We start from the raw sequence: 25688 nt of genomic DNA on the forward strand, positions 1-25688 counted from the left end.
ACCGAAGGTTGTGGCTGAGCTAACTTATCCGGTAACGGGTAAACACTGTGTGGATCGTATTTACACCGATCTTTGTGTGATTGATGTGACCAAAGATGGTTTGAAAGTGATTGAGAAAGTGGAAGGTCTTAGCTTTGAAGAGTTGCAGGCTTTGACTGGTGCAACTTTGATTGATGCGACTCAAAGGTAAGATTTAAACAGCCCCAAATTACGAGTTAAATCAAAAGTTTTTTGTATCAGTAATGCCTTACTTTTTAAGGATAAAAAGTAACAAAAATCCTTTGTTACTCAGACACAACATCCCTGTTGTGCTGAGCAACGAGGCTACATCCATGTCGCCAACGCGAAACACTGAATGGAACTCTTTGAATACGGTTCTTGCTTATTAATTTGGATTTTACCGTAATTCGCTATTGTGACAGGCGACATGGATGTCGCCCGTTGGACAGGGAGGCATGGAAACCTCCTCTGTTCAACAAAGGTTTTTGGTTACTTTTTTTAAAAAAGTGACAAGAATTAGCTACTGGCATTTGGCTCAACACGATAAGACTCCGTCATGACTACTCCTAATTTAGTAATGACGATGAACTCCAGCAAATGCTGAAAAAGAGTCTAACGATGTGGCAATGACAGCAACAGATTTCAAAATGGAAATGTAAGAATGAAAAACGCTTATATCATCGATGCCATCCGTACTCCATTCGGCCGTTATGCCGGTGGCCTTGCACCTGTTCGTGCCGATGACCTTGGTGCTGTGCCAATTAAAGCTTTAATCCAGCGTAACCCAAATGTAGATTGGGAACAGGTCGATGATGTGATCTATGGCTGTGCCAACCAAGCCGGTGAAGACAACCGCAATGTTGGTCGTATGTCAGCACTTCTAGCTGGTTTACCGTATCAGGTTCCAGCAACCACTATTAACCGTTTATGTGGTTCATCACTCGATGCGATTGCCATTGCTGCCCGTGCCATTAAATCGGGTGAAGCAAACTTGGTGATTGCTGGTGGTGTAGAAAACATGAGCCGCGCACCTTATGTGATGGGTAAGTCTGACAGTCCTTTTGGTCGTAGCCAGAAGATTGAAGACACCACCATGGGATGGCGTTTCATTAACCCTAAACTTAAAGAATTATATGGTGTTGACACCATGCCCCAGACTGCCGAAAACGTAGCTGAACAGTTCAACGTGAATCGTGCAGATCAGGACCAGTTTGCCTTGGTGAGCCAACAACGCACCGCAAGCGCGCAAGCCAAAGGCTTTTTTTCTAAAGAAATCGTGGCAGTTGAAATTCCTCAGCGTAAGGGTGATGCTGTTGTGATTGATACCGATGAACATCCACGTGCATCGACCACACTTGAAGCTTTAAGTAAACTTAAGCCTGTTGTCAAAGCAGATGGTTCTGTGACTGCGGGGAATGCTTCAGGGATTAACGATGGTGCAGCAGCTCTATTGATTGCTTCTGATGATGCAGTTCAAGCTTATAACCTAAAACCGCGTGCCAAGATCATTGCTTCAACAGCAGTGGGCGTAGAACCACGTATTATGGGTTTTGCTCCTGCACCTGCAATCAAAAAGCTTCTTAAACAAGCCAACCTGACTTTAGAGCAGATGGATGTGATTGAGTTGAATGAAGCTTTTGCTGCGCAAGCATTAGCAGTGACCCGTGATTTAGGCTTGCCAGATGATAGCAACAAGGTAAATCCAAATGGTGGTGCAATTGCATTGGGCCATCCACTTGGTGCTTCAGGTGCACGCCTCGTGACCACAGCCTTAAACCAGCTTGAGCAAACAGGTGGTCGTTATGCCTTGTGTTCAATGTGTATTGGTGTAGGTCAAGGTATTGCTTTGATTATTGAACGTGTTGAAGCACTTTAAGGAGAAACAAATGCCATCTTTTCAATCTGCAGATGCACAAATTAACTATCAAACCTTTGGCGAACCTTCTTCCCCTGCTCTAGTGTTTTCCAATTCTTTGGGTACCAATTATGGTATGTGGCAAAAGCAGTTTAATGAGTTGAAAGATCAATTTTTTGTGATCTGCTATGACACACGTGGTCACGGTTCATCATCTACGCCTGACGGCCCATACACTGTAGAGCAATTAGGTGAAGATGTTGTCCGTTTACTTGACCATCTAAATATTACTAAAGCTGCTTTTTGTGGTATTTCTATGGGCGGTTTAACGGGTCAATGGCTTGCAATTCAATACCCTGAGCGTTTTAGTCATGTGGTTGTAGCAAATACTGCCGCTAAAATTGGACAAGAACAGGCATGGCTTGACCGTGCAAAATTAGTACGTGAGCAAGGTTTACAACCAATCGCAGCCACAGCAGCTTCGCGATGGTTTACAGATCCCTTTATCCAAAGTCACGCTTCAATTGTCAACAACCTGTGTAACGACTTAAGTGCTGGCAGCGCAATGGGTTATGCCAATTGTTGTGAGGCTTTGGCTAAAGCGGATGTCCGTGAGCAGTTAAAAGACATCAAAATTCCTGTATTAGTGATTGCTGGAACTCAAGACCCTGTAACTACAGTTGCAGATGGTCAATTTATGCAGCAGCATATTCCCCAATCAAAGCTTGCAGAAATAGATGCCTCACATATTTCAAACGTAGAACAGCCAGAAGCCTTTAATAAAATCCTAAAGGATTTTTTTATTAGGTTAATTTAATGATTCAAAAAAATGGCCTATAAGGGCCATTTTTTATATCTGCATTTACTTCTTTAAATTAATACCGAATCATGACCGATTTTAACTCGGTGTAATCTTCAATAAATGCATCTGAAAACTCTCTGCCAATTCCTGAAGCTTTCACGCCGCCAAATGGAACTGACGGATCTAAGAAAGTATGCATATTGACCCACAAGGTCCCTGCTTCAATTTTAGGAATTAAACGCAAAGCTTTGGACAGATCATTTGTCCAAATACTTGCAGTTAAACCAAAGCGTGACTGATTCATAAGCTGAATAAGTTCTTCATCGGTTTCGAATGGCATTACCCCAACCACTGGTCCAAAGGTTTCCTCTGAAAATAATGGATCATCAGTATTTTTGAAGGAAATCAAAGTCGGCTGTACAAAATATCCTGTCTGATCTAAAACCTCACCACCTGCAATAATCTGGTTGTTGGCTTTTGCCATATCTAAATAATGTTTCACTTTATGAAAATGTGGCTGATTAGACAGTGGGCCAAACATACTTCCTTCATCCATAGCCGATCCAATTTTGAATTGAGATAGTGCTTTAGAAAGTTTATCGACCAGTTCATCATATTTTGTGTGGTGTACAAAAAAACGCTCTGGAGATGCGCAAACTTGACCTTGATGCACAAAAGTTGCTTGCAACAAAGTTGGTAAAATCTCATCGATATTTGCATCAGCCAAGATGGCTATGGCATTTTTACCACCCAACTCTAGACTTACGCGGGTTAAATCACTGCTCATCGCGAGCTTACCAATGGCAATGCCTGTTGGTACTGAACCTGTAAATGAGACTTTCTTAACTAACGGCGATTCAATTAAATATTGTCCTGTATCCCCTTTACCCGTAACCACATTAATCACACCAGCTGGAATACCTGCCTCAATGGCAAGTTCGGCTAACCGTAATAAAGACAAGCTGGCAAACTCACTTGGTTTAAGCACAATGGTACAGCCAGTTGTTAAAGCTGAGCCAATTTTCCAAACACCAATCATGAGTGAAAAATTCCAAGGCACGATACCTGCGACCACACCAATCGGTTGTCTTAAAGTAAAGGCCGTATATTTTTCACCTTGCATTGATGGAATAGAAGGTTGCATGGTTTGGCCATTAATTTTGGTTGCCCAACCAGCAAAATATCTTAAGAAAATAACAGATTGTGCCACTTCAAGATGGCGGGAAATATTGATGAGTTTTCCAGTAGATAAAGTCTCGAGCTGAGCAAGTTCTTCACCATATTGTTCAATTAAATCTGCCAACTTGTTTAGTTTAACGCCACGTTCATACGGCGTAGTTTCAGCCCAAGCATTTTGAAAAGCATGTTCAGCACTTTTCACGGCACTTTCGACATCGTGTTGACTACCAATACTAATTTGAGCAACCACTTGTTCAGTCGATGGATTTACAATATCTACTTTATCTAAATGCTCAGCAGCAACTAATTTTCCATCAATAAAATGTCCATGTTGACGCGCCATAAATTGCTGTACGCTTGCTAAAATCTGAACTTCACTCATTTTTATTTCTCTCAATTCATTTAAAAGGATCTATTAATAGATGTATTGCAGAATCAACTGTGCATACACATTGGTTTTGTCATCGTAGTTTTGAGTGCCGCCACTCTGGATATCCTGTTTAGGCTTATAGAGTCCAACCAACGGAATAACGTTAAGTTTTTTATTGACGGACCAAACCGAGAACACATCCAGCTCATGTCCATCCACATTACTTAAAGACTTATTTACTGTTTTGAACTTATAGGCCAAAGCACCTAACATGAAATTTTCTTTTAAGTTCATCATGTAAGAGACTTGATGGATATCTGCATTTTTATTAAATGGGCCAGCATAATTTCCAGCAACTTCTCCCTGAAACCACGTGCCAAAACCGACCGTATTCCCATAAAACATTGGATCGTATTGGTCTGAAAAATGGCTAAAACGGTAACCTAATGAGGGCGTATATTTTGAAGATAAAAAGTTATAGTTCAGCCCTACGTAACCTGCATTTTCTTGACTATCTTTTTTATCTTGAATAACAAACTCAGACTTAACTTGTAACTCAGGTAAAGGTTGATAATTCAAACGCAAAGCATAATTTTTAAGGTCTTCGCGCCCTGAGACGTGTTCAGCATCTTCAAGGTCTAATACATTTAAGTAAGTAAACCCAACGCCCTTATCTTTAAGCTGATACATCAGATCGGTTACAAAGAGTTCAGATGAAAATTGTGCTTTATTATTCGATTTTAAATAAGCCAGTTTTAGCGTTGTATTCTCTTGCGGTTTGTATTGAAGCAGACTGGTAAAATCAAAGCTGCGTCGTGCTGCCAGATAATATGCCCCGCCTCGGTCTAAGGCGCCATCTGCTGGAGGTCTGCCGAGATTTAATGCATCACCCGCAATGAAAAAACCATCACCAATCATGATATTTTGTCGACCAATACTTAAATCATAGGTAGTCAACTCATCTTTATTGGTACCGTCTTTAAAGCCAATGATCCATTCATTTACATCTGTTTTACGTTCTTTGCCATTACTATTTTGGCCTGCGTCGCCATCGCCAAATGTTGCCGAGCTAATACCACTCAAGCTTGCATAGAGCTGATTGTTTTTAAAGGTATATTGACCCTTAGCACCATATTTAAGATGGCCTTCTTGCCAATTGATTCTTTCATCATCTAGGTTTTCACCGTTGTAACTTTTACCGCTGCTAAAAGCCCCAAAAGTTGCTTCAAAAGTCGGTTTAATTTCAAGCTCACCAGCATGAACAGTTGAAAAAAATGAGACAAAGAGAGTCCCTCTCATCACTTGAGAAAGTAGATTTTTCATACAGAATTCCTTTTTGCGAACGGCTTACCAGCGCTCAGGAATGGGTAACTTATTCTTTACCCATTCTGGCTCATGCACATTTTTAGTGATGGTCGTGCTGCGTGTTTTGCTCTTCTTCACCCAAGTTTAAAGTCGGGGTGCTGTCAAAGAAGTTCCAAGGTTTGATGAGCGTATTGACCCACTCTGTAGGCATGATTGGCCATTCTTCAGCACGTGCCACATGCGTTGTCCCAGTTGTCATCCAAACCACGAGGTCTTTATTTTCAATATTTTCGTTGTTGCCAATGAATTGTCCTAACCCGGTATCATGAGTCGAACGGTTTGAATATTTACCTTCAGGATAGCGCTCGTCTGGATTGTACTGAGTCACCCAAATTTGCTTATCCATAAAGTTCAAACGTTTAAATAACCATTCGTCTTTAGAAAAATTAGCACCTTTCGCAACAGGGTGTGTTCCACCCGCAAACGGAATCAATTGGTAAGAAACTGGATTACCTAATTTATTTTCCTTGTTGAAGTTTGTGAGTAAGCGAATAGTTGATGGATCAAATTTTTCAGCTGCATTTTGCTCATTCGTAATGACCTTACTATCAATTTGCATTGTGCTTGTACGCACACCACCTTTGTCATTAGCTTTCACCACAGGGTCCATATGCATAAAGCTGTTGTTTTCCCCGTCTACATCCATATCTAAGCGGAAGTTATAGATGTGCTGATGCGTTGTACCCACAATATTATGGTCAATTAAAGTTCCATATTTAGTGTCTTCTTTTGCGGTACTGTCATGCATGGTGCGTGATTTAACGCCTTTAACAGCTTCAATACCCGTTGCACCCGCATTAATCCCAATTACACCATTTTGGGCAAATACCCAATCAAACATGTAGTCGTAGTTACCCACTGTACTAATCCAGCGCACCACAAGTTCACGGCGGGCTTCACTCGCATCTTGGTTACCAAAAATTTCGTGATGTTTATATTCAGGTCCAGCATAACGTTCAAATACAGCAATGGCATTTGGAATTACTTGTGGCTGGCCTTTATAGTCTGCAATCACAGCATCAAGTAAAACTGCGTTGTCGGGCGCATCTGTTCCCGGAAGAATAGATGAGGTCAGCGTACCCATACCATATTCGCCAGAGTCTAAATAAGATTTGAAGTACCATCCAATATCAGGGTCGCCATATGGGACCACCATTCCACCCAAATTGCCTTCATACATGACTTTGCGCTTTACGCCTTTGTCTTTATAAGTCACGGTTGAAAGCTGTAAGCCAACACGAGAATCTAACGCCACATGTAAACACCAGTTCCCCCAATGTATGGTTTGACCTGTAATGCTAAAGTTCTTACCCTCTGGTTCAGTAATATTGAGTGGTTTTAGCTTACTTGCTACCGGCTTATTCGACATATAAGGTCGATTTGCCATTGGCACAGGAATGATCGCACCTTCTTCAATCTTAATAATTTTTTCTTTATCTAAATCGACTACAGCAACTAGGTTCTCAATAGGATGTGCCCAGTAGTTACCATCTCCAGTGTCTAGGTAAGCGACAACTTTTAATATATTGAGTTGTTTATCAAGTCCATCTTTACCGCCAAAATATCCAACAGTTAGTGGTGTAGCAATCACTTTCTTCACATCACTAATGCCACGTTTGCGTAACGCGTCTTGATATTCTTTACTCGTCTCAATTACACGCTGTACGGCTTCAAAATTATCGAGCAGCACCATTCCATGAGTGTCTTTAAGGACATTCCATTTGGTAACTTGTTGAGTGTTAAGATTAACTTCACCTTCAATCGCTTGACTCCCCTTTAATAAAATAAATGAGGCAATACGATCTTCTTTAAATTCTTTGTGATTAATAAAATAATCCCAAACTTTAGCTTTTTCTGGTTCTTTTAACTTTAACTCGGCAAAACGCATATTTTTATAGGCGTATTTCGAGCGATTAATGACATCAAATGTCTTTTTAATTTCGTCAGAATTTAAACTATTAAGAGGATGAAACGTATTTTCAATTTTGAAAGTTTGATCTAAACCAGACTGAAATACTTCATTAAAAAAGTCTTTTCCAATAACAGGTTTACCATCTTTGATTAATAAAGGCACACTGAGCTTGAAAGGTTTGCCATTCACCAAAACCTGATCTGAATTGGGTTTGGCTCTAACCACCATAGAACCCTTGGTAATCATATAAGTATTGGTAAAATCATCTTTTACAACTTTGGCGCCCTGCTCACTCATATTTTGATAAAGTGACACCATTTCGGCCTTTCCACCATGAGCATAAGCTTGAGTATTTAATCCCCAAAAGCTAGCAGCTATTGATAAGTTAAGTGCCAATATTTTTTGTATGTCATTCAATAATCGTTGTTTACGCATTGGTTTCATCCTTTTCATCTATCCCTGAACTATCTGAATCAGACAGTTAAAAATGCACTTTCCTGTGAGTGAAATTCATTAGACCAACTTAATAGTTCTATAGTTATTAAGCTTATCTAACCTGCTCTAATGAATTTAATTTCAACACAGTTACATAGGGCTAGCTTGTTCAGGAATGACCCAGAACTTGTCTAAAAATGACATCAAAAAATGAAAGGTTTAAGCCGACACACCGTCTCTAAATTCTTTAGGAGAAATACCGTAAGTCTTTTTAAAGATTTTTGAAAAATGAGCGCCGTCCCAAAAACCCCACTTCAAGGCAATTTGGGTAATCGAGCTTTGTTTATTTCTTTTATCGAGTAAATCTGCTTTGACTTTTTCTAAGCGTTTGAGCTGTATATATTTGTTAATAGATAAATTTTCTTGAAGAAACAGACGATAGAGATGACGTAGCGATACCCCTATATGTTCTGCAATTAATTTAGGTGTTAAATCCGGTTTTGCTAAGTTTTCTATAATATAGCGCTCAGCTTTTTCCATCAGATTATTTGAGCTATTAATATTTTTATAATTAATTGTAGGTTTGATTAAAGCAATTAGAGCATCTTCAAAAGCATTACCATCTTCGGTTGCATACCAGAGTTTAATATTTTCAGCAGACATGTTTTTCAAAATATTCTTGAGTAAAAAACCACTCATATTTTGAGTAATCAGCTTTCCAAAATATTCAGTACTAATATTTTCTTTAAGTAATTTTTCACGCGACAAGTGCACTGAAATCTGGCTGACTAACCCTTGCGGATACATAGAAATGGTTTCGACCGGATCGACCAACACAATATCGCCTTCATTCAGGCTTAGCGTTTCATTTTTATACTCGAGCAGCATTTTTCCCGAATACTGCAAAATCAAAAAGCAAAAACGATTATTCACTCGATCGATTTCATCGGCTTTTCGGACAATCTTATTTGCATTATTTCTAATGAACGCAATTTCGGTATCACCCAATAAAAAGCATTGAACTTCTCCAATGAATAAATTACGGGTGCCGTCAAAATCTGTTTCAAAATTTCCGCAAACATTCTTGATATGGTGTGTCCAATTCAACAATGCATCACTTACATATTGGTTCATCCCTTACCTCTCTATACACGTGCCACCGCGAAACATTTTCTTTCGCTGTAGTTCACTGTCTTGGCTTATTTGCAATCATGTTTTATTGATAAACAAATTGTGTGCCAAAAATTCCTTATCCTTGGAATTCTTTTGATTATAGTCAGCTAGATGTAAAGAAGCTGATAAATCAATTCAATTTATCAGCTTAATGAGGCTTATGCTACTCCTGCAAAGTCTCGCAGCATGGTAATAAAAATATCCTTTTGTTCCTCAGAATATTTTTTAAACACTTCATTTTGGTGGCTATCGGCAATATCAAATAAATACTGCGCCGTTTGTTTACCTTTCTCGGTCAGTGCGTATAAATTATCGTGATCGACCAGCAATCCTTCAAATTTTAAAATTTCAGCCGATCTTTCTACCTCTTGCATTGGCATGGCAATATCTCGTGGTAAATCTTCTTTACTTGAAGCAGTACCACTGGCCAAAACCAGCAACAGCCGTGATTCACTGGTTCGAAAGCCAGAAGCCATTTGCTTAGGAATATAGTCAGTCTGATAAGCTTTAAAAGCACGACTCATCAAGTAGCAGACATTATTATATAAGTGACCATAATGTGTTTGGTCTACGCCGTTTTCTTCAGTTTGTTTCACTTGAAGGCTTGGATGCGGCATGACACAAGAATATGCGCCTTGATGATAGACTAACGGGCTTCGACCTTGGTCATGAAAACGAACCACTTTACCAACAATAATCCAGTGGTCACCGCCTTCAATAACTTGATAACGTTCGCACTCAAACACCGCAGAACAATTTTCTAAAATTGGTGCGCGTCCTGCACCAAGTTGAAAGTTCGTGTCTGCAAATTTATCAATATTGCGTCTCGAAAACTTATTAGACAGTTCAATTTGCGTGCCCGATAAAATATTGACAGCAAAATGTGTCGCTTCTTCAAATACCGAAAAACTTGAAGATTTTTTATCAATACTCCACAAAATAAGTGGTGGATCGAGTGACACCGAGTTAAAACTATTTGCGGTTACACCGACTTTCTCGCCTTGTGCATTTTGTGCAGTAATAATAGTAACGCCTGTTGCAAAATTTCCTAATGCTCGTCGGAACTGTAGTGGATCGACCGTAAACTCATCTATTTGTTGTAATACATTCATCATCTTTCTCCTAAACCTTCTCTTACATCCATATAAATCACGAGAGCATTAGATATCTAAAACTAACCTCGGTGTTTTAGAGCGCGAACAGCACACCAATATTTGCTCATTGCTGGCTTTTTCTTCATCAGTAAAATAAACATCTCGATGATCAGGTTCGCCTTCAATCACATCGCACATGCAGGTTCCGCATACGCCTTGCTCGCAAGACATTTCAATCTCGATACCTTCTTTAGCTAAAGCCTGCAAAATAGTTTCGCCAGCTTCTACCATAATGATTTTTCCGCTACGCTCAGCCACCACCTCAAATGAATCTCCCGAGGTGTCGGTTTCGACTTGGAAATATTCTTTATGGATTTGCTGCTCAGGAAAGTCGTGAGTCGTGGCAAGGTTAATCACCCAGTCCATGAAACCGACTGGACCACAGGTGTAAATATGGCTCTCAAGGTCAATACCTTTAATGGCAGATTCAAAAAACGCTCTGTGGCTTGCACCTTCGGATTTAAAATGGAAGGTTGTGTATTTTGCTAACTCACCATTTTTAATTTCATCAACAAAAGCACAGTTTTCAGGGCTAGCTCCACAGTAGTGAAGCTCAAAGGATGTGCCTTCAGAGGCAAGTTGATATGCCATTGTGATTAACGGCGTAATCCCAATTCCACCGCCAATCAATACGCTGTGTTTGGCTTTTAAAAGTGGAAATAAATTTTTGGGCTCACTGACCTGAATTTGCATGCCATCTTTAATTTCATCAAAAGCAGATACTGAGCCGCCACGTGATTCAGGGTCACGTAAAATTCCAAGGCGGAACTTACCTTCATCATTTGGATTTTGGCAAAGTGAATATTGACGCACCATCCCATTTGGTAAATGCACATCAATATGCGCACCCGCTTCAACTTTTGGCAATGTTGCAGAAGTTGCAGATTCAAATTCCATGACTGCAATATTTCCGCCTTCAACATGGCGATTTTTAACGACAACATCATAAAGTGTAGTCATGATTTAACTCCCTTTTCATGCGTTAAGCTCATGGCTTAACGCATGAATAAACCACCGTTAATATCCCATGTTGCACCAGTCACAAACCCCGCATTTGGACTCGCGAGCAACCCACAAGTTTCAGCAATAAAATGCATGCTACCTAAGGCTTTAACAGGAATATTCTGGATGAACTGTTCCATTTTTTCGTCTGGCACCACGCTATGAACGATTGGTGATTCCATTGGTCCCGGTGCAATCGCATTGACTGTTACACCTTTTGCAGCAAATTCTTTAGCAAAAATTTTGGTTAAAGTGACAATGGCACCTTTGGTTGCCGCATAGTGTGCGCCCGTTGCAGTGCCACCGTTTTGCCCCGCTAAAGACGCCATATTAATGATGCGTCCATAGCCTTTTTTAGCCATATATTGACCAATAATTTGGCAAGCCTGAAAAGTGCCACGTTGATTGACTTGAGTCACCCAATCAAAATCGGCTGCGGTAATTTCTAATACCGGAGTTGCCTTGGTGACAGTTGCATTGTTAATCAACACATCAAGTTTAGAAAATTTCTCTTCAATCCATTGCACCACGGCATGAAAATCTGCTTCGACTGAAATATCTAATTTCACTGGAAACATATTTTGTGCATATTGACTTTGTGCCTTGGCGTTTTCGGCTTTTTCAAGCGTACTTGCTGACAAAATCACTTGATGGCCTTGGCTCGCAAAATATTCAGCAATGACATTACCGAGTCCAGAAGCAGCACCTGTCACTAAAACAACTTGTTTCATGTTACCGCTCCTAAAGAATGTAACTAATACCAGCTAAGGTATCGGTAGAATTAACCAAGTTAATGATTTTACGGTTAATTTTAAAACCAGTATCGGCATCACGAGTTAGATGGTAAGTAATATCTGCGGTGTAATGCTTGAGGTTTTCTTTACGGAACTCACGTAAGTTTTGAGCACAGCGTAAAACGATTTCATTATCTTGGTCTTGAATAACTCGTACACGAGAAACACTACGTACCGTATTTGCTTTCGGCGCTGTAGAAATCGCTTCACCATTTTCAAGACGCTCTACACGTAAAGTACGCATATGGTTATCGTCATAGGCATAATTTAAGTTGTTTTCGTAGTCAGTTAGGTTTGGGTCAATCGGAATGATATAAACGCCTTTTTCATTCCATAAATTGAGCCATTCACGATATTCACTATGGTCTAACATGTCTGCTTCAGCCCAGATGAAAGCAGTGACTTCATTTAATAATTGCAGATTCATATCCATTGCTCTCTCCTTAAGCCGTCATCATCTTTTTCCACTGCTGATAGGCTGCACGCATACCTGTTTCAGCACTGACATCACTTTTTAAACCATCCTCGGTTTGCACTTCGCCCGGTAATCCACGGTTCAACATGATCCATAAATCATTGCCTGCATTGGCGCCGTGTTGTACGCGTTCCCAAGCTTCAGAATCATCTGGCGTACCAAAACCAAATGGGCCTTGGAAATGTTCATGCAAACGTAAGCGATATTGGTTGGCAATTTGCGGACCACCATCCATCGTAATCACCGAGTGATGAATTTCTGTTTCAGCAACTGAAATTGGCTGCAACACACGGAAGAACGCCATTGAACATGCAATATTCGGGAATAAATTTAAGTTAAAGCCAGAACCACCGACTGCACGCACAATACGGCGTACTTCTAATTCTTCATGACCTTCTTCACGCAAAGCTTGAGCCAAGTCTTCAAAACGTTCTTGAATTGGACGCTCCATGAGTTCTTCGTCTAAATCAACCAGTTCAGGAATCATCACCATCACACTGTGACCATTTCCTAAATCTTCAACAAAACCCGGCTGGTTTTCGAAGTTAAAGAGTTCTTCAGTTTTTTCATCAACAGAGCTTAAGAATGACTTGTGTACCAACGGGAAGTGATATGCATCGGTGGTATTTTCAAGCTGGATTTTCCAGTTACCAGGGAAACGGAAACGGTGTTCACCTAACACTTTAATTGGATAACCAGCCCCTTGTTTCATAAACAGGTCAATCCATTTTTTTGCAGGTCCAAGGAACTCTTCAAGCGGTTGAATGTCTTCTTTAAATGAAGCGAAGATCATGCCGTTATATTCTTCTACACGTAGACTCACCAGCGGTAACTCAGATTTATCTAAACAATCACCGTAGCTTTCTGGAGATGGCACACCGCGTAAACTACCATCAAGTGCATAACTCCAACCATGGTACGGACATACAAAACTGTTGGTTTTGCCTTTTTTATGTTCACATACGGTTGCTGCACGGTGACGGCAACGGTTTAAAAGTACATGGACTTTCTTTTTACGGTCACGTACCGCAACAACGGGCTGTTTACCGATGTTAATGGTTTTATAGCTTCCACCTTCTGGAATTTCGCTGGCATGAGCAACCCATACCCAAGTGCTATAAAAGATTTTTTCCATTTCTTCATCAAAAATGCGTTCATCTTTATAAAGAGAAGTATGGGCACGGTCACTTTTAACTAAAGTTTCGTAATCAGCGCCAATGTTATGCGTTGGGATAATACTGTTCATATCAATAGTCCTTTTAAATATTCCTGGGTCATTCCTGGGAAGGTACTGGCAGTTCGGCTTCACTGTGCCAATGCGATACGGGACGACTGAAAATATTCTGTGTCTGGAAATGTTTAATCTTCCATGTTCCATCTGCTTGCTTTTGAAACTTCACATTGAGCTTTGCTGTATTCAGATGACTACGGCCATCTTTAAACGTTGAAGTTTGCAACATAAGCCATGAAGCATTTGCATGGTTTTGATCTACATAAATTTGTTCTGAATTTACAAAGTGCGCATTCATAACAAAGTGAGACTCTTTTTGGGTATAGCTTTTAAACATGTCGTAAATCGACTGCCAAGAATCATATCGACCAAACGATTTGGCATATTTCTCGCCAATACCTTCCCAAATGCAGTCCTGATCAAAAAGATTCATTAACTCATCAAGATCTGTATTTGCATTGAGCTCATCACAGATTTCCATATAACGGTTCAGGCAGTTACGAATGGCGTTATGGGCTTCTAACTGTTCTAGCCGCTCTATGATTTCTGCAATATTCACTTTGTCATTCATTGCGGTCGCCTTAACGTTGGATAATCAATTCGCGTCCAACACGAGCTTCAACTTTGCAATATTTCCAAAGTTTGTATGGACCTTCGCCAACCACTGTAGTTCTAAACAAATTACAAGCCGCGTGTACGATTTCAATATCTGGAACATCTGCAAGCAAGTATGTCGTCCACGGCCAACCTGCACTTGGACCAACCATACTTTGGTCATCATCAAGATTTCCAAAAACATGAACACCCGGTAAGTCATGAATGCCATTCCACATTTCACCAAACGCTGCCCAAACCGCTTTTGCTTCAGCAGGTTCTGCATCAAAAAAGTTTTGGTTAATACCCATGCAGAACAAAACACGTAATGATTTTTTAGCTTCCATCTCAATATCCTTTTTAAAAATTAAAAACTTATAAATAACCTGGGGTTGGCTTTAACCCAAAACTGATTGATCCTGCATTTTGTAAAGTCGCATCACCCATAAAGGCATGCTGGGTCACCACGTTGGTGTCATTCACAAAACGGCTAAATGGATTGTTGGTATAGATCGCTGTCATGCCAGCTAGCATTTGCATTTTTCGCGTCACTTTGGCGCAAACTCGAGCTGCATGGGTACATGCCAGACGCATATCGCTAATTTGTTCAGCAGTTGCCTCATGTCCAGCAATAATTTCATTCCAGACAATGTCCATGGTTTGATAAAACCAAGATTTTGCCGCCTGAAACTCTGCATCTGCCTGAGCAAACTCATATTGAGTTACTGGGCGGTTGGCAATTTCTGATCCGCCTGTAATGGATGCTTTACCGGGTGCCAATTTTTCAAATTCTTCTAATGCAGCAGCTGCAACACCAATACCCACCACCGTTAATACTTGAGTAGCTAAAGACAGTGACGGATATTTAAAAAATGGTTCGCTTAGTTTTGAAGGTTCACCACGTACAAAGGTCCATTTCTTTTCGACCAATACATCTTCGACGACTAAGTCATGGCTTCCCGTGCCTTTTAGGCCAACGGTATCCCAAGTCATTTCAATTTTGGCTTTTTTGGCAGGCATCACTGCCATGCGTGGTAAGCCCTGCATTTCATTATTTTTAAGTGGTGAAATTCCTACCCCAACAATGTCAGCTCCCATACACCCACTTGAAAATTTCCAACGTCCACGAACCACTACACCTTCATCGGTAATTTCAGCAGGTTGTGGTGGAAAAATACCTCCAGCAAACACCACATCTGGGCCGTTTTGGTACAATTCTTTAAGTGTATCTTCAGGCAAACTTCCTAGGTACGCAGGACTCATACCGAAACTTGCCACCCAACCCACTGAACCGTCAGCTTTAGATAAAGTTTCGATTAATTCACAAAACTGTCGTGGTGACCATTCTTCACCGCCAAAACGTTTAGGAACTAATGCACGGTAAACACCAATTTGTTTAAGTTTTTCGATAATGTCTTGGCTCACATACGCCTGATTATCGAATTCGCCTGTACAGGCACGCTCACGAATTTCTTGACACAAAGCATCTAAGTCAATTGCTTTGTCTTGAGAAGCAAACTCCATTTTAGACAACTTATTCATCATCTAACTCCTTGTAATTTATTGCATTGCATCAACACAAAATTTAGCTATAGCGCATAATTGCTCATCTTTTTGATGCTTCGATACGATCTGTAAGCCCACAGGTAAACCTTCACTGGTTTCAAGTGGCACTGAAATGGCGGGATGTCCTGATAAATTAAATGGACGAATTAAACCCGTCAGATTCAAAAAAGCGACTGTATTTTCAGCTTCAGCAACTTTTGGTGGAATTTGCGGAAGTGTCGGTAAGATCAATGCATCATACTTTTCTAATAAAGCATCAAGTTCTTGAGTCAGCTGCTGCTTCACAACTTCGGCTTGCTTTACTTGCTCTAAGGTAGTTTCAGCAGCTTTTAAAAGGCGATTATTTACATCAGTACCAATTAAACCTGTTTTGGTTAACTCACCAAAAGCTTGCCAGTTTTCATAATTAATAATCTGCATGCCTGCATCATAAGCAGCTTCAAAATATTCAACTTTTTCTGAAGTGGTCTGTAAATTCGCTTTTTGAAGTGCTTGTTGAATGCAATTCCAAATAACCTCATCTGCTTTTACATCTAAAACAGCAAGTTTTGGTGCGCTAGTACATTCAATAGGCTTGAAAGTTGGGTCAATAATTTGCATGGCTTTTTCAATCATCTCGACTGAATTTGCAAAAGGACCAACGCAATCTAAAGAACTTGACGGCGGATATACGCCTTTTCGACTTACACGACCAAACGTTGGTTTTAAACCAAAAACCCCACAGCATGCAGCGGGCATACGTATAGAGCCACCCGTGTCGGTACCTAAAGTAAAGTCAGCTTGTTTTGCTGCAATAGCCGCAGCCGAACCACTTGAAGACCCACCAGGAATAAGTTCAGGATATTTTGGATTAATGGGTGTACCAAAAGCGTGATTAATGCCAGTAATGCCAAAAGCCAATTCGTGCAAATTCGTTTTCGCAATAATTTCACAATCTGCTTTTAATATGTTTTTAACGACCTCAGCATCATCCTGAGCAGGCTCAACATCTAATAAAGCGCTACTGCCAGCAATGGTTTTTAGACCCTGAATATCAATCGTATCCTTCACCATCACCTTGAGCTTGCCATTTCCTTTATGCACGCTTTGGCTAATAATATTCATTCACTTTTCCATGTATTTTTATCCATTGATTAAAATATGGGAAAATTTAATGGAATTGTCAAGTATTTTTTATAATTTGTACTCAAGGAAATATGCAAAATTTTGTTTATAATAGGATTACCCTTTTTTCCTAAGTTATTGCTTAGCTATGCTTGATCATTTAGAACAATTTCTTCCTAATAAAGAACCGTCGAGTATTCAAAATTTCCCTTTTTTTTGGATTTCCCAAGTTAATGGAAAGTATTCACAACTTATTGAAAAATCAATAAAAAAACTAGGTATCGACAATACACGCCGTAAAATTATTTTAAGTACCAATGCCCTTGGAGAAGCAAGTATTACCGATATTGCTAATCTTTCGACGTTAAAATTAACCACTGCAACCAAAGCTGTATATCGGTTAGTTGAAGATGAAATTGTTGAAGTCTACTCTTCTACTTCGGATGAACGGATCTCAATGGTGAAATTGACCGCTAAAGGTGTTGAGCTAGTTGAACAGATTAATCAGATTAGTGTTGTGACCTTGGCTGGTATTTTGAATGCTTTTTCAGAAGATGAACTCCACAATCTAAATAACCAGTTGAAGAAATTATTTGATCTTATGCCTTCAAGCTAACTTAGGTCTCTTCTTCATCTTGTTTTAAACATGCAAGAGTAAGCAGAAAACCGATATGATCTTCTGCTTACTTTTTAAAAATTATTAATATTTATCAAAAACTTAAAATCATAAAACATCATTTTTTTCCTACAAATCATAATAATTTCTAAATTTTTCGACTGTTTAAATACCTATTAGGTATCCAAACATACTTAATAAGTAATGGAATTTTACATATAAAAAGAAAATAATATTTCCATCATATAGAAATTCTAACCCTCTTCTTTAACTATCTTTGTCTGTATATGCAGTTTGTATGTAAGGCAATTCTTCAATCAAACAGGTTATTTATTTTTCAAAAGTTATTGGGGGGACACCAAACTATCTTTTAGGAAACATAGATAGCCGAGATTCAACTTCTCTAAAAGAGTTTTATACATAAGGATTAAGTGTATGAACCAAAGTAATATTGCTGTTGAAAGGACACAAAAGAAAACCAATGCATATGCATGGTACGTGGTCATACTTTGTATGTTGGCCTATATATTTTCATTCATTGATCGCCAAATTCTGGCGCTTATGATCGAGCCGATCAAAGCCGATCTTCAACTTTCAGATACCCAGTTTAGTCTATTACATGGCCTTGCCTTTTCACTGTTTTACGCCGTCATGGGCTTACCTTTAGCCTATATTGCCGACCGTTTTTCACGCCCAAAGCTTATCTCAATCGGTATTATTGTCTGGAGTTTGGCAACAGCCACTTGTGGTTTAAGTAAAAACTTTATTCAACTATTTTTAAGTCGTATGGCTGTTGGTGTAGGCGAAGCTGCCTTATCTCCTGCTGCATATTCAATGTTCAGCGACATGTTTAGTAAAGATAAACTCGGTCGCGCTGTTGGTATCTATTCTGTTGGAGCATTTTTAGGTGGCGGTATTGCCTTTTTAGTCGGCGGTTATGTCATTAATTTACTTAAAGGCGTGACTTTAATTCAAGTTCCTTTAATAGGCGCACTTAAGGCATGGCAAATCGCTTTTTTAGTGGTGGGTTTACCCGGCATCATTATTGGTTTGTTATTTATTCTGACGGTTAAAGACCCAGCACGTAAAGGTCAGCAGCTCAACCAAAACGGACAAGTTGATCAAGTCAAATTCAAACAATGTCTTCAGTTTATTAAAAAGCATTCAAAAACCTTTGCCTGTCACTATTTAGGTTTTACCTTCTATGCTATGGCGCTCTACAGTCTTACTAGTTGGACACCTGCATTTTATATCCGAAAGTTTCAACTCGCTCCAACAGAAACAGGTTACATGCTCGGTACCATCCTGTTAATTGCAAATACATTAGGGGTGTTTTGTGCAGGTTGGTTAAATGATTGGTTTATCAAAAAAGGACGCCAAGATGCTCCGATGATTACAGGTGTGATTGGTATTGTTGGTCTGATTATTCCAATTTCATTTTTTACTCAAACAGATCAGCTTTGGTTGTCGGTTAGCTTATTGATTCCTGCGATGTTCTTTGCGTCTTTCCCTCTGGTAATTTCGGCAACTGCCTTACAAATGTTAGCGCCAAATCAATTTAGAGCACGCCTTTCAGCTCTCTTCCTTTTGATCAGTAACTTAATTGGGCTAGGTATTGGCACAACATTGGTCGCAATCATTACAGATAAAGTTTTTGCTAATCCTTTAATGGTTGGCTCATCTTTATCTATTGTCGGTGGGTTCTCTTGTGTGCTGGCTTTAATTTTACTTTTCAAAGGCTGCAAATTCTTTAGTGAAAGTATGAAGCTTGAAAAATTAAATTAATTGAAGAAATCACCCGCTATTTAACAGTGCTCCCTTTAAGAACTTAGGGAGTACTACACAAATATTTCACAATACGTAATGCCTAGGACTGGCGCATCTATTTTGGAAATGGATTATGGAATTATTACACCGCTTTAAACCGCAGACTTTAGCTATAGCAACTTTAGTATTGATGTGTGGCAATTCATGGGCTGCAAACCCGAATCAGCAAACTGAAGATGAATGGAAACTCACTTTAAAAAATGCCTACATTAATCGTAATTTTGATAACGATGCACTCAAAGACACAGGTAGCTGGTCGCAAGCAGCATCGTTATTTTATAAGTCGAAAATGCATGACACTCCGTTAGTCATAGCTGATAAGCCTATCACGATTGGGGCTGATGCTTCTGTCCAATACGCTGTGCGCTTAAGTTCTGACAAACACGTCGCAGATACAGTTTTGCCTTTTAATAAAGAAACACAATCTCAAGCATCCGACTATTTAAAATACGGCGCGACCTTAAAGCTAGGCTATGATAAAACTTTATTAAGTGTTGGTGAGCTTTGGCTGGATTTACCTGTAACTGCCGTAGATGCTAGCCGTCAGTTACTTACTTCGTATTGGGGAACCAATCTTAAATCACAACTTTCAGATCAGCTTTATGCCGAAATTGGTCGGGTTGAAAAAGTCTCGCCACGAAATGAAGAAGACTTTAAAAAGTTTTCTTTCACTGCAAATGGAATTACTAAAGAATCTGATGGTTTGAATTATATTGACCTGCGTTATCAATTTACGCCGTCTTTAAAGGGTGAATATTACTTTGGTAATTTAGAGGATCTGTATAACAAGCATTATGTAGGACTTGAGCATACATGGAAGCAGCCAACTTTTGCCCTAACTTCCAAGTTTAAATACTTCAATGCCAAAGATGATGGCAATACTTTTGATATCGATGCGCAGAACATCGGCCTACTTGAAACTGTAAAAGTGAAAAACCATACCTTTGGTTTAGGCTACCAACAAATTATTGGTGAATCAGCTTATCCACTACCAGATGGTTTCTTACCAGAAACCTATTTCATTAACTGGAATGCAACTGGATTCTTTAAAGAAGATGAAAAGTCTTACCATGTCATGTATGGCTACGACTTTAAGGACTATGTACCAGGCTTAAATGCGATGGTGAAATATGTTTATGGCCATGATTTCAAAGCAGCCAATGGCGAGAAAAATCACGAAACTGAGTCAAATGTGATTTTGAACTATGCATTTCAGCAGCCGTTCTTAAAAGGTGTTGCCCTGCAATACATTCGTATTGATTACAACGTCAAACATGGCAATGATTTTGGTGAAGACCGTTTATTTGTCAATTACACCAAGAAGTTCTAAATATAAAAAATTACCCCCTAAAATTTAGGGGGTAATTTTTATCCTAATTTATTGACCAACCTTAAAGGCAAAACCTTCATTGCAATACTCATTGGCAACCATGGCCACTGCGGTACATAAGCTTTTACAGGTTGTTTTTCGATAGCTTTGACGAGTGCTTTGCACCCTGTTTTAGCATCGACTTCAAATGGCAAATGTTTAGCACCTTCATTCATTTCAGTGCGAATGTAACCTGGGAAAATGGTTGAGACTTTAATTGGTGTATCCAGTAATTCAGCACGAATACCTTCAGCCAAGTGAGCAACCGCAGCTTTACTTGCTGCATAGGTTGATAAATGTTTTGGTAATCCACGCATGGCACTCATGGATGACATCACCACCAAATGACCTGCGTTTTGCTCTCTAAAAATTTCAACCGCAGCTTCACATTGTGCTAACGCAGAAATAAAGTTGGTTTCAGCGGTGGCTTTGTTAATTTCAAAATTGCCTTTACCAATACGACGACCATTTCCGACTCCAGCATTGACAATAATTCGGTCCAAATAACCAAACTCTTGCTTAAATGCACGAAAAACTTCGAAAACCTGATCGTAATGAGTCACATCCAAACTTTTTGCAATTACTTTTATACCATACTGATTTTCAAGTTCAGTTTTTAAAGTCTCTAATCGGTCTAAACGGCGTGCACAAATCGCCAAGTTATAGCCTTTCGCTGCAAATTCATGAGCCATACCCGCACCCAACCCAGAACTTGCACCTGTAATTAAAATTGTCTTTGCCATGCTTTTATCCTTATTTTTAAATCCATGTCAGCAAATCTGGACGCTCAGCTTTTATAAAATGATGTTCATTTAAACTTAAAACCTGAGCTTCATTTCCAACTAAACGTAAAGTGGTGAGACTTGTATTGGTAATTGCCCAGTTCAAGGCAAAAGTTCGATTGGGACTCAGTTCAAGTAATTTGCCAATTGCTACAGAAATCACACCACCAGAGGTAAAAACAACTGCATAACGAGGTTTGGTTTTTGCCAATTCATCACAAAGTTGTTGTAGTGCCGTTTCAACTCTATCTTTAAAATGCGGCCATGACTCATCATATTCATGATGAAAATCGCCATCAGTCCATCGTCCAATTGCGCCTTCGAATATTTTGGCAAGATAGGCACGCGGGTTCTGTTCTTGTGCTACGTCAGCTTTTAACAATTCCGGTTGTTCAAAACGCGGTTCATAACGTGCAAAAACCTGCTGATGATTAAACTCGTTCCATAAACTATTGTGATTAATCACTGCATCTGGAAAGCATTCATTTAATGCGAGTTGTGCGGTTTGTTGATGGCGCTGCATGGTTCCGGCCACAACATAAGGTTGTTCTTTCAATATTTGCTTAAAGTATTGCCCTAATAAAGTCGCTTGAGCCTCCCCATTTTCAGACAACTCATCATAGTTACTTTTACCAAATGATGCCTGCCCATGTCTTACCAGATAAATTGTGGTCATTTTCTTAAAATACCCTGTATTTTCTGTAGAGATTGCTGGGCAAATTCCGATTCTTGAATTTTTTGCTGCCCAATAAGTTTTAAAGCTCTTATATGTAACGCATGAATGACGATCCAGAAGTCTTTAAAAGCTGGGTTTCGCGTTTGTTTATGGTAATAGCGGTAGTAAATTTGCTGAGCAATCACTGCTAAACGGAATACGCCAAATACCTCGTAAAAAACCCAATTTTGAGGGTTCAAACCTGTTTTTTGTAGGTAATAATCAACAACTTCTTTACGAGAGAACATTCCCTTCAAATGGGTAGGCTGACGGCGTGTCGATCTGAAAATCATATTATCCGTAGGCTCAACCCAATAGGCTAAAGCACTGCCTAAATCCATTAATGGATCACCCAGTGTTGCCATTTCCCAATCCAGCACGCCAATCACTTCAGTTGGATGCTCTGGATCTAAAATCACATTATCAAATCGCCAATCGTTATGAATAATGCAAGTCGTGGAATCTTGAGGGACATTATCTTTCAACCATTTTCGAACATATTTAAATGAAGGAACGTTGAGCGTTCGGACCTTTTCATAACGCTTATCCCAACCTTCGACTTGTCTACGGCAATATCCTGTACCTTTGCCCAGTTCAGCTAAAGGCGTGTTTTCATAAGGAACTTGATGTAACTCGATTAGCTTATCAAGCACATTTACACAAAGTTGGTGAACATCCTCTTCATTAAATCTAAGCTCTGGCGGCAATTTTGCACGGGGAATAATTCCCTCAATGCGTTCCATGACATAAAAATCACAGCCAATAACGGTTTCATCCTGACAAAGTGCCACCATTTTAGGAAGCACCGGATAATAAGGCGCAAGATTTTTTTGCACCATAAATTCACGGGCCATATCGTGGGCTGACTTCGCTTTTGTTCCTTTTGGAGGACGTCGTAAAATTAAATCGGTATTTTCATACTTTAAACGATAAGTCCAATTTGAAGCACCACCTGTATATTGGGTCACGATTGCTGCGCCAACCAACTCAACACCTTGGTTCTTTAACCAGCTTTCAACTGCTCCAATATCAAGTTCTTCACCTTCACGTACTTCACCGCCTATATCAATTACCGACATTCTAATTTCCTTTAAACTTATACTTTCTTATGACGACCGTAACCACGTTTGGCTAACTCTAATTTGGCAATCATGCCTTTATGTACTTCATCTGGACCATCAGCTAAACGTAAACTACGCGCTTGAGCAAAGAAACCTGTTAATGGTGTATCTCTTGAAACGCCCGCGCCACCATGTAGCTGAATTGCCATGTCGACTACTTTTTCTAAAACACTTGGAGCCACCACTTTAATTGCAGATATTTCTGTTAAAGCGGCCATATTCCCTAAAGTATCCATTTTATAGGCTGCATACAAGGTTAAAAGCCGAGCTTGGTCTATCGCTACCCGTGCATCAGCTACCCGTTCGAGGTTCCCACCGAGTTTTAAAATTTCTTTGCCAAACGCAGTTCTAGACATACCACGGTCAATCATCAGTTCTAAAGCTTTTTCAGCAGCTCCAATACAGCGCATGCAATGGTGAATACGTCCCGGCCCTAAGCGGCCTTGAGCAATTTCAAAACCTTGACCTGCACCACCAATAAAGTTTTCAATAGGTACTCGAACATTATTAAAATGAACTTCACCATGTCCATGTGGCGCATCGTAGTCACCAAACACTGGTAACATACGCTGAATTTCAACACCCGCCGTATCAATAGGCACTAAAACCATGGAGTGTTGATGATGACGGTCTTTGCTTTCATCTGGGGTATGAGCCATAAAAATAATGACTTTGGCATTTGGGTCACCTAAACCAGACGACCACCACTTTTTGCCATTTAAAACGATTTCATTACCTTGTATGAGTGCAGTAGCTTGCATATTTGTTGCATCACTTGAAGCAACGTCTGGTTCAGTCATACAAAAAACCGAGCGAATTTTTCCATCTAATAACGGCTGTAACCATTGCTGTTTTTGCTGTTCACTGCCATAGCGCCATAACAATTCCATATTCCCTGTGTCAGGTGCGTTACAGTTAAAAACGGTGGGTGCCAATAAACTACGACCAGTTAATTCGGCAATGTGAGCATATTCCTGAACTGTTAGCCCTGCACCAAGCTTGTCATCTGGTAAAAACATATTCCAAAGGCCAGCTTGCTTCGCTTTAGATTTCAGCGTTTCTAGAAGTGCTGGCCACTGCCATTTTTTCCAGTTTCCATCCGGATTTAGCTCATGAACTTCTTCCCAAAATTTTGCTTCAACAGGTTCTATTTCTTCTAGAATAAATCTTCTTGTTCGCTCGACAAAATCTTGAGCTGTTTTTGAGAGTTCAAACATTATTTTTCCTTTACATCATTATCTTGTCTTTACATCAACATAACTTGAAACTTAATATGAATGAAATGATTTTATTAAATAATACATCATGAATAATATTCATAACCTGCATGGGCTCGACTTAAGCTTTTTCCATCGAATAGATATCAATTTATATCCGCTTTTTATCGCGATTTATGAGCAAAAAAGTATTTCCAATGCTGCAAGCAGCCTTAATATTACGCAATCGGCAGCAAGCCACGCCTTGCAAAGGTTACGTCAACAACTTGAAGATGATGTATTTATACGTGTAGGCAATAAAATGTCTGCAACGCCTTTTGCAGAACAGATTTACCCCACTGTGAAGCAAGCGCTTTTAACCATTCAAAATATTAGCCAGCAGAAACATGCCTTTGACCCAACCAGTTTAAAAAACTTAAAAATCGCCGTGCATGATGAAATTGAGCCTATTATTCTTCCAAGACTTGCTCAACATTTTCAAAATCTTAATTTAGATTTGCAGTTTGTGAGTATGAAGCTAGATCGAAAACATATTATGGCAGACTTGGCGACACAACAGCTCGACTTCGTGATTGATTTGGAACAATACTTATCTCCGAAAATTACCTTTGACCATCTGGTAACAGATGAATTTGTCATTTGCAGTCAACTTAAAGAAGTCGATTTATCTAGTTATATCAATGGTCGACACATCGGTGTTTCGTCACGCCGTACGGGTGCTTTACTTGAAGATATTTATTTAAACCAACATCAAAAAATTTCAAGAAATGTATTCATGCGCTGTCAAAACTACTCAACGGCGTTACAAGTTTTGGGAGCTCAAGCTAACGCAATATTGACTATGCCCCGAATGATTTTGCAGCATTTATCCTATAGTTCGGAAATTCGTTTGCATTCACTCCCATTTGAGATGACCAATATCAAAATGGGGATGTTTTGGCATGAAGATTTAAGGGATAATTTAAGGCATCAATTTTTGCGACATGAAATTATTAAACTTTTTCAATAAAGCAAATTGATCTACTAACGC

General features: G+C 39.6%; 24 protein-coding genes. 7 read left to right on the top strand and 17 right to left on the bottom strand.

What is annotated here, in order from left to right; genetic code table 11:
- The 3 genes from RMB13_RS12615 to pcaD form a co-directional block, all read left to right on the top strand.
- On the top strand, positions 1-190 hold a 190-nt coding region (locus RMB13_RS12615), incomplete at its 5' end, for a 3-oxoadipate CoA-transferase (RefSeq protein ID WP_311085400.1).
- A gap of 471 nt (positions 191-661) precedes the next feature.
- Positions 662-1876, top strand: coding sequence for a 3-oxoadipyl-CoA thiolase (gene pcaF, locus RMB13_RS12620; protein WP_311085401.1), 1215 nt, complete (start codon positions 662-664; stop codon positions 1874-1876).
- Between the two features lie 10 nt (positions 1877-1886).
- Entirely contained in the window at positions 1887-2672 is a 786-nt protein-coding gene (pcaD, locus tag RMB13_RS12625; protein WP_311085402.1) for a 3-oxoadipate enol-lactonase, read from the top strand.
- A gap of 58 nt (positions 2673-2730) precedes the next feature.
- Here the strand turns inward: pcaD and RMB13_RS12630 are convergent, their stop codons facing one another.
- The 13 genes from RMB13_RS12630 to RMB13_RS12690 form a co-directional block, all read right to left on the bottom strand.
- The gene (locus tag RMB13_RS12630; protein WP_311085403.1) at positions 2731-4218 is read right to left on the bottom strand and encodes an NAD-dependent phenylacetaldehyde dehydrogenase; all 1488 of its coding nucleotides are present in this window, start codon (positions 4216-4218) and stop codon (positions 2731-2733) included.
- A 33-nt stretch (positions 4219-4251) separates the two neighbouring features.
- Positions 4252-5529, bottom strand: a complete 1278-nt coding sequence (locus RMB13_RS12635) for a hypothetical protein (RefSeq protein WP_311085404.1) — start codon at positions 5527-5529, stop codon at positions 4252-4254.
- Between the two features lie 82 nt (positions 5530-5611).
- A complete protein-coding gene (tynA, locus tag RMB13_RS12640; protein WP_311085422.1) occupies positions 5612-7927 on the bottom strand; it encodes a primary-amine oxidase in 2316 nt (771 codons plus the stop codon).
- A 210-nt stretch (positions 7928-8137) separates the two neighbouring features.
- On the bottom strand, positions 8138-9052 hold the full coding sequence (gene feaR, locus RMB13_RS12645; RefSeq protein WP_151740789.1) for a transcriptional regulator FeaR: 915 nt from the start codon (positions 9050-9052) through the stop codon (positions 8138-8140).
- Positions 9053-9249: 197 nt separating this feature from the next.
- Positions 9250-10206, bottom strand: a complete 957-nt coding sequence (locus RMB13_RS12650; protein ID WP_081401280.1) for a p-hydroxyphenylacetate 3-hydroxylase reductase component — start codon at positions 10204-10206, stop codon at positions 9250-9252.
- A 45-nt stretch (positions 10207-10251) separates the two neighbouring features.
- Positions 10252-11205, bottom strand: a complete 954-nt coding sequence (locus tag RMB13_RS12655) for a PDR/VanB family oxidoreductase (RefSeq protein ID WP_262728663.1) — start codon at positions 11203-11205, stop codon at positions 10252-10254.
- A 35-nt stretch (positions 11206-11240) separates the two neighbouring features.
- Positions 11241-11978, bottom strand: a complete 738-nt coding sequence (locus RMB13_RS12660) for an SDR family oxidoreductase (RefSeq protein ID WP_311085405.1) — start codon at positions 11976-11978, stop codon at positions 11241-11243.
- 10 nt (positions 11979-11988) lie between these two features.
- Positions 11989-12474: an aromatic-ring-hydroxylating dioxygenase subunit beta gene (locus RMB13_RS12665; protein WP_311085406.1), complete on the bottom strand. Its 486-nt coding sequence runs from the start codon at positions 12472-12474 to the stop codon at positions 11989-11991.
- Positions 12475-12484: 10 nt separating this feature from the next.
- Entirely contained in the window at positions 12485-13762 is a 1278-nt protein-coding gene (locus RMB13_RS12670) for an aromatic ring-hydroxylating dioxygenase subunit alpha (protein WP_311085407.1), read from the bottom strand.
- A 28-nt stretch (positions 13763-13790) separates the two neighbouring features.
- Positions 13791-14318 (bottom strand): nuclear transport factor 2 family protein, encoded by a 528-nt coding sequence (locus tag RMB13_RS12675; protein WP_311085408.1) that lies wholly within the window; start codon positions 14316-14318, stop codon positions 13791-13793.
- 10 nt (positions 14319-14328) lie between these two features.
- Positions 14329-14688 carry an IacB protein gene (locus RMB13_RS12680; protein WP_311085409.1) on the bottom strand — a complete coding sequence of 120 codons (360 nt, stop codon included), beginning with the start codon at positions 14686-14688 and terminating at the stop codon, positions 14329-14331.
- A gap of 28 nt (positions 14689-14716) precedes the next feature.
- The gene (locus RMB13_RS12685) at positions 14717-15865 is read right to left on the bottom strand and encodes an acyl-CoA dehydrogenase family protein (RefSeq protein ID WP_311085423.1); all 1149 of its coding nucleotides are present in this window, start codon (positions 15863-15865) and stop codon (positions 14717-14719) included.
- 36 nt (positions 15866-15901) lie between these two features.
- Positions 15902-17011, bottom strand: coding sequence for an amidase (locus tag RMB13_RS12690; RefSeq protein WP_311085410.1), 1110 nt, complete (start codon positions 17009-17011; stop codon positions 15902-15904).
- 148 nt (positions 17012-17159) lie between these two features.
- Here RMB13_RS12690 and RMB13_RS12695 point away from each other — a divergent pair, with 148 nt between their 5' ends.
- From RMB13_RS12695 to RMB13_RS12705, 3 genes are all read left to right on the top strand, one after another.
- Complete coding sequence (locus RMB13_RS12695) at positions 17160-17627, top strand: MarR family winged helix-turn-helix transcriptional regulator (protein WP_004642999.1); 468 nt, start codon at positions 17160-17162, stop codon at positions 17625-17627.
- A 435-nt stretch (positions 17628-18062) separates the two neighbouring features.
- Positions 18063-19412 (top strand): MFS transporter, encoded by a 1350-nt coding sequence (locus RMB13_RS12700; RefSeq protein WP_311085411.1) that lies wholly within the window; start codon positions 18063-18065, stop codon positions 19410-19412.
- Positions 19413-19527: 115 nt separating this feature from the next.
- Positions 19528-20784, top strand: coding sequence for an OprD family porin (locus RMB13_RS12705; RefSeq protein ID WP_262728655.1), 1257 nt, complete (start codon positions 19528-19530; stop codon positions 20782-20784).
- 38 nt (positions 20785-20822) lie between these two features.
- Here RMB13_RS12705 and RMB13_RS12710 read toward each other — a convergent pair whose 3' ends face one another.
- From RMB13_RS12710 to RMB13_RS12725, 4 genes are read right to left on the bottom strand one after another with little or no spacing between them, the layout of a single operon-like run.
- Positions 20823-21566 (bottom strand): SDR family oxidoreductase, encoded by a 744-nt coding sequence (locus RMB13_RS12710; RefSeq protein ID WP_045431317.1) that lies wholly within the window; start codon positions 21564-21566, stop codon positions 20823-20825.
- A gap of 16 nt (positions 21567-21582) precedes the next feature.
- Positions 21583-22281: a histidine phosphatase family protein gene (locus RMB13_RS12715; RefSeq protein ID WP_056480441.1), complete on the bottom strand. Its 699-nt coding sequence runs from the start codon at positions 22279-22281 to the stop codon at positions 21583-21585.
- Positions 22278-23399, bottom strand: a complete 1122-nt coding sequence (locus tag RMB13_RS12720; protein WP_311085412.1) for a phosphotransferase family protein — start codon at positions 23397-23399, stop codon at positions 22278-22280. The genes RMB13_RS12715 and RMB13_RS12720 overlap by 4 nt, the downstream gene beginning before the upstream one ends.
- Positions 23400-23416: 17 nt before the next feature.
- Complete coding sequence (locus RMB13_RS12725) at positions 23417-24658, bottom strand: acyl-CoA dehydrogenase family protein (protein ID WP_311085413.1); 1242 nt, start codon at positions 24656-24658, stop codon at positions 23417-23419.
- 88 nt (positions 24659-24746) lie between these two features.
- Between RMB13_RS12725 and RMB13_RS12730 the strand changes: the two genes are divergently transcribed.
- A complete protein-coding gene (locus RMB13_RS12730; protein WP_311085414.1) occupies positions 24747-25667 on the top strand; it encodes a LysR family transcriptional regulator in 921 nt (306 codons plus the stop codon).
- Positions 25668-25688 lie beyond the last annotated feature (21 nt).

It is taken from the genome of Acinetobacter sp. V102_4, assembly GCF_031799005.1.
GTDB lineage: Bacteria > Pseudomonadota > Gammaproteobacteria > Pseudomonadales > Moraxellaceae > Acinetobacter > Acinetobacter calcoaceticus.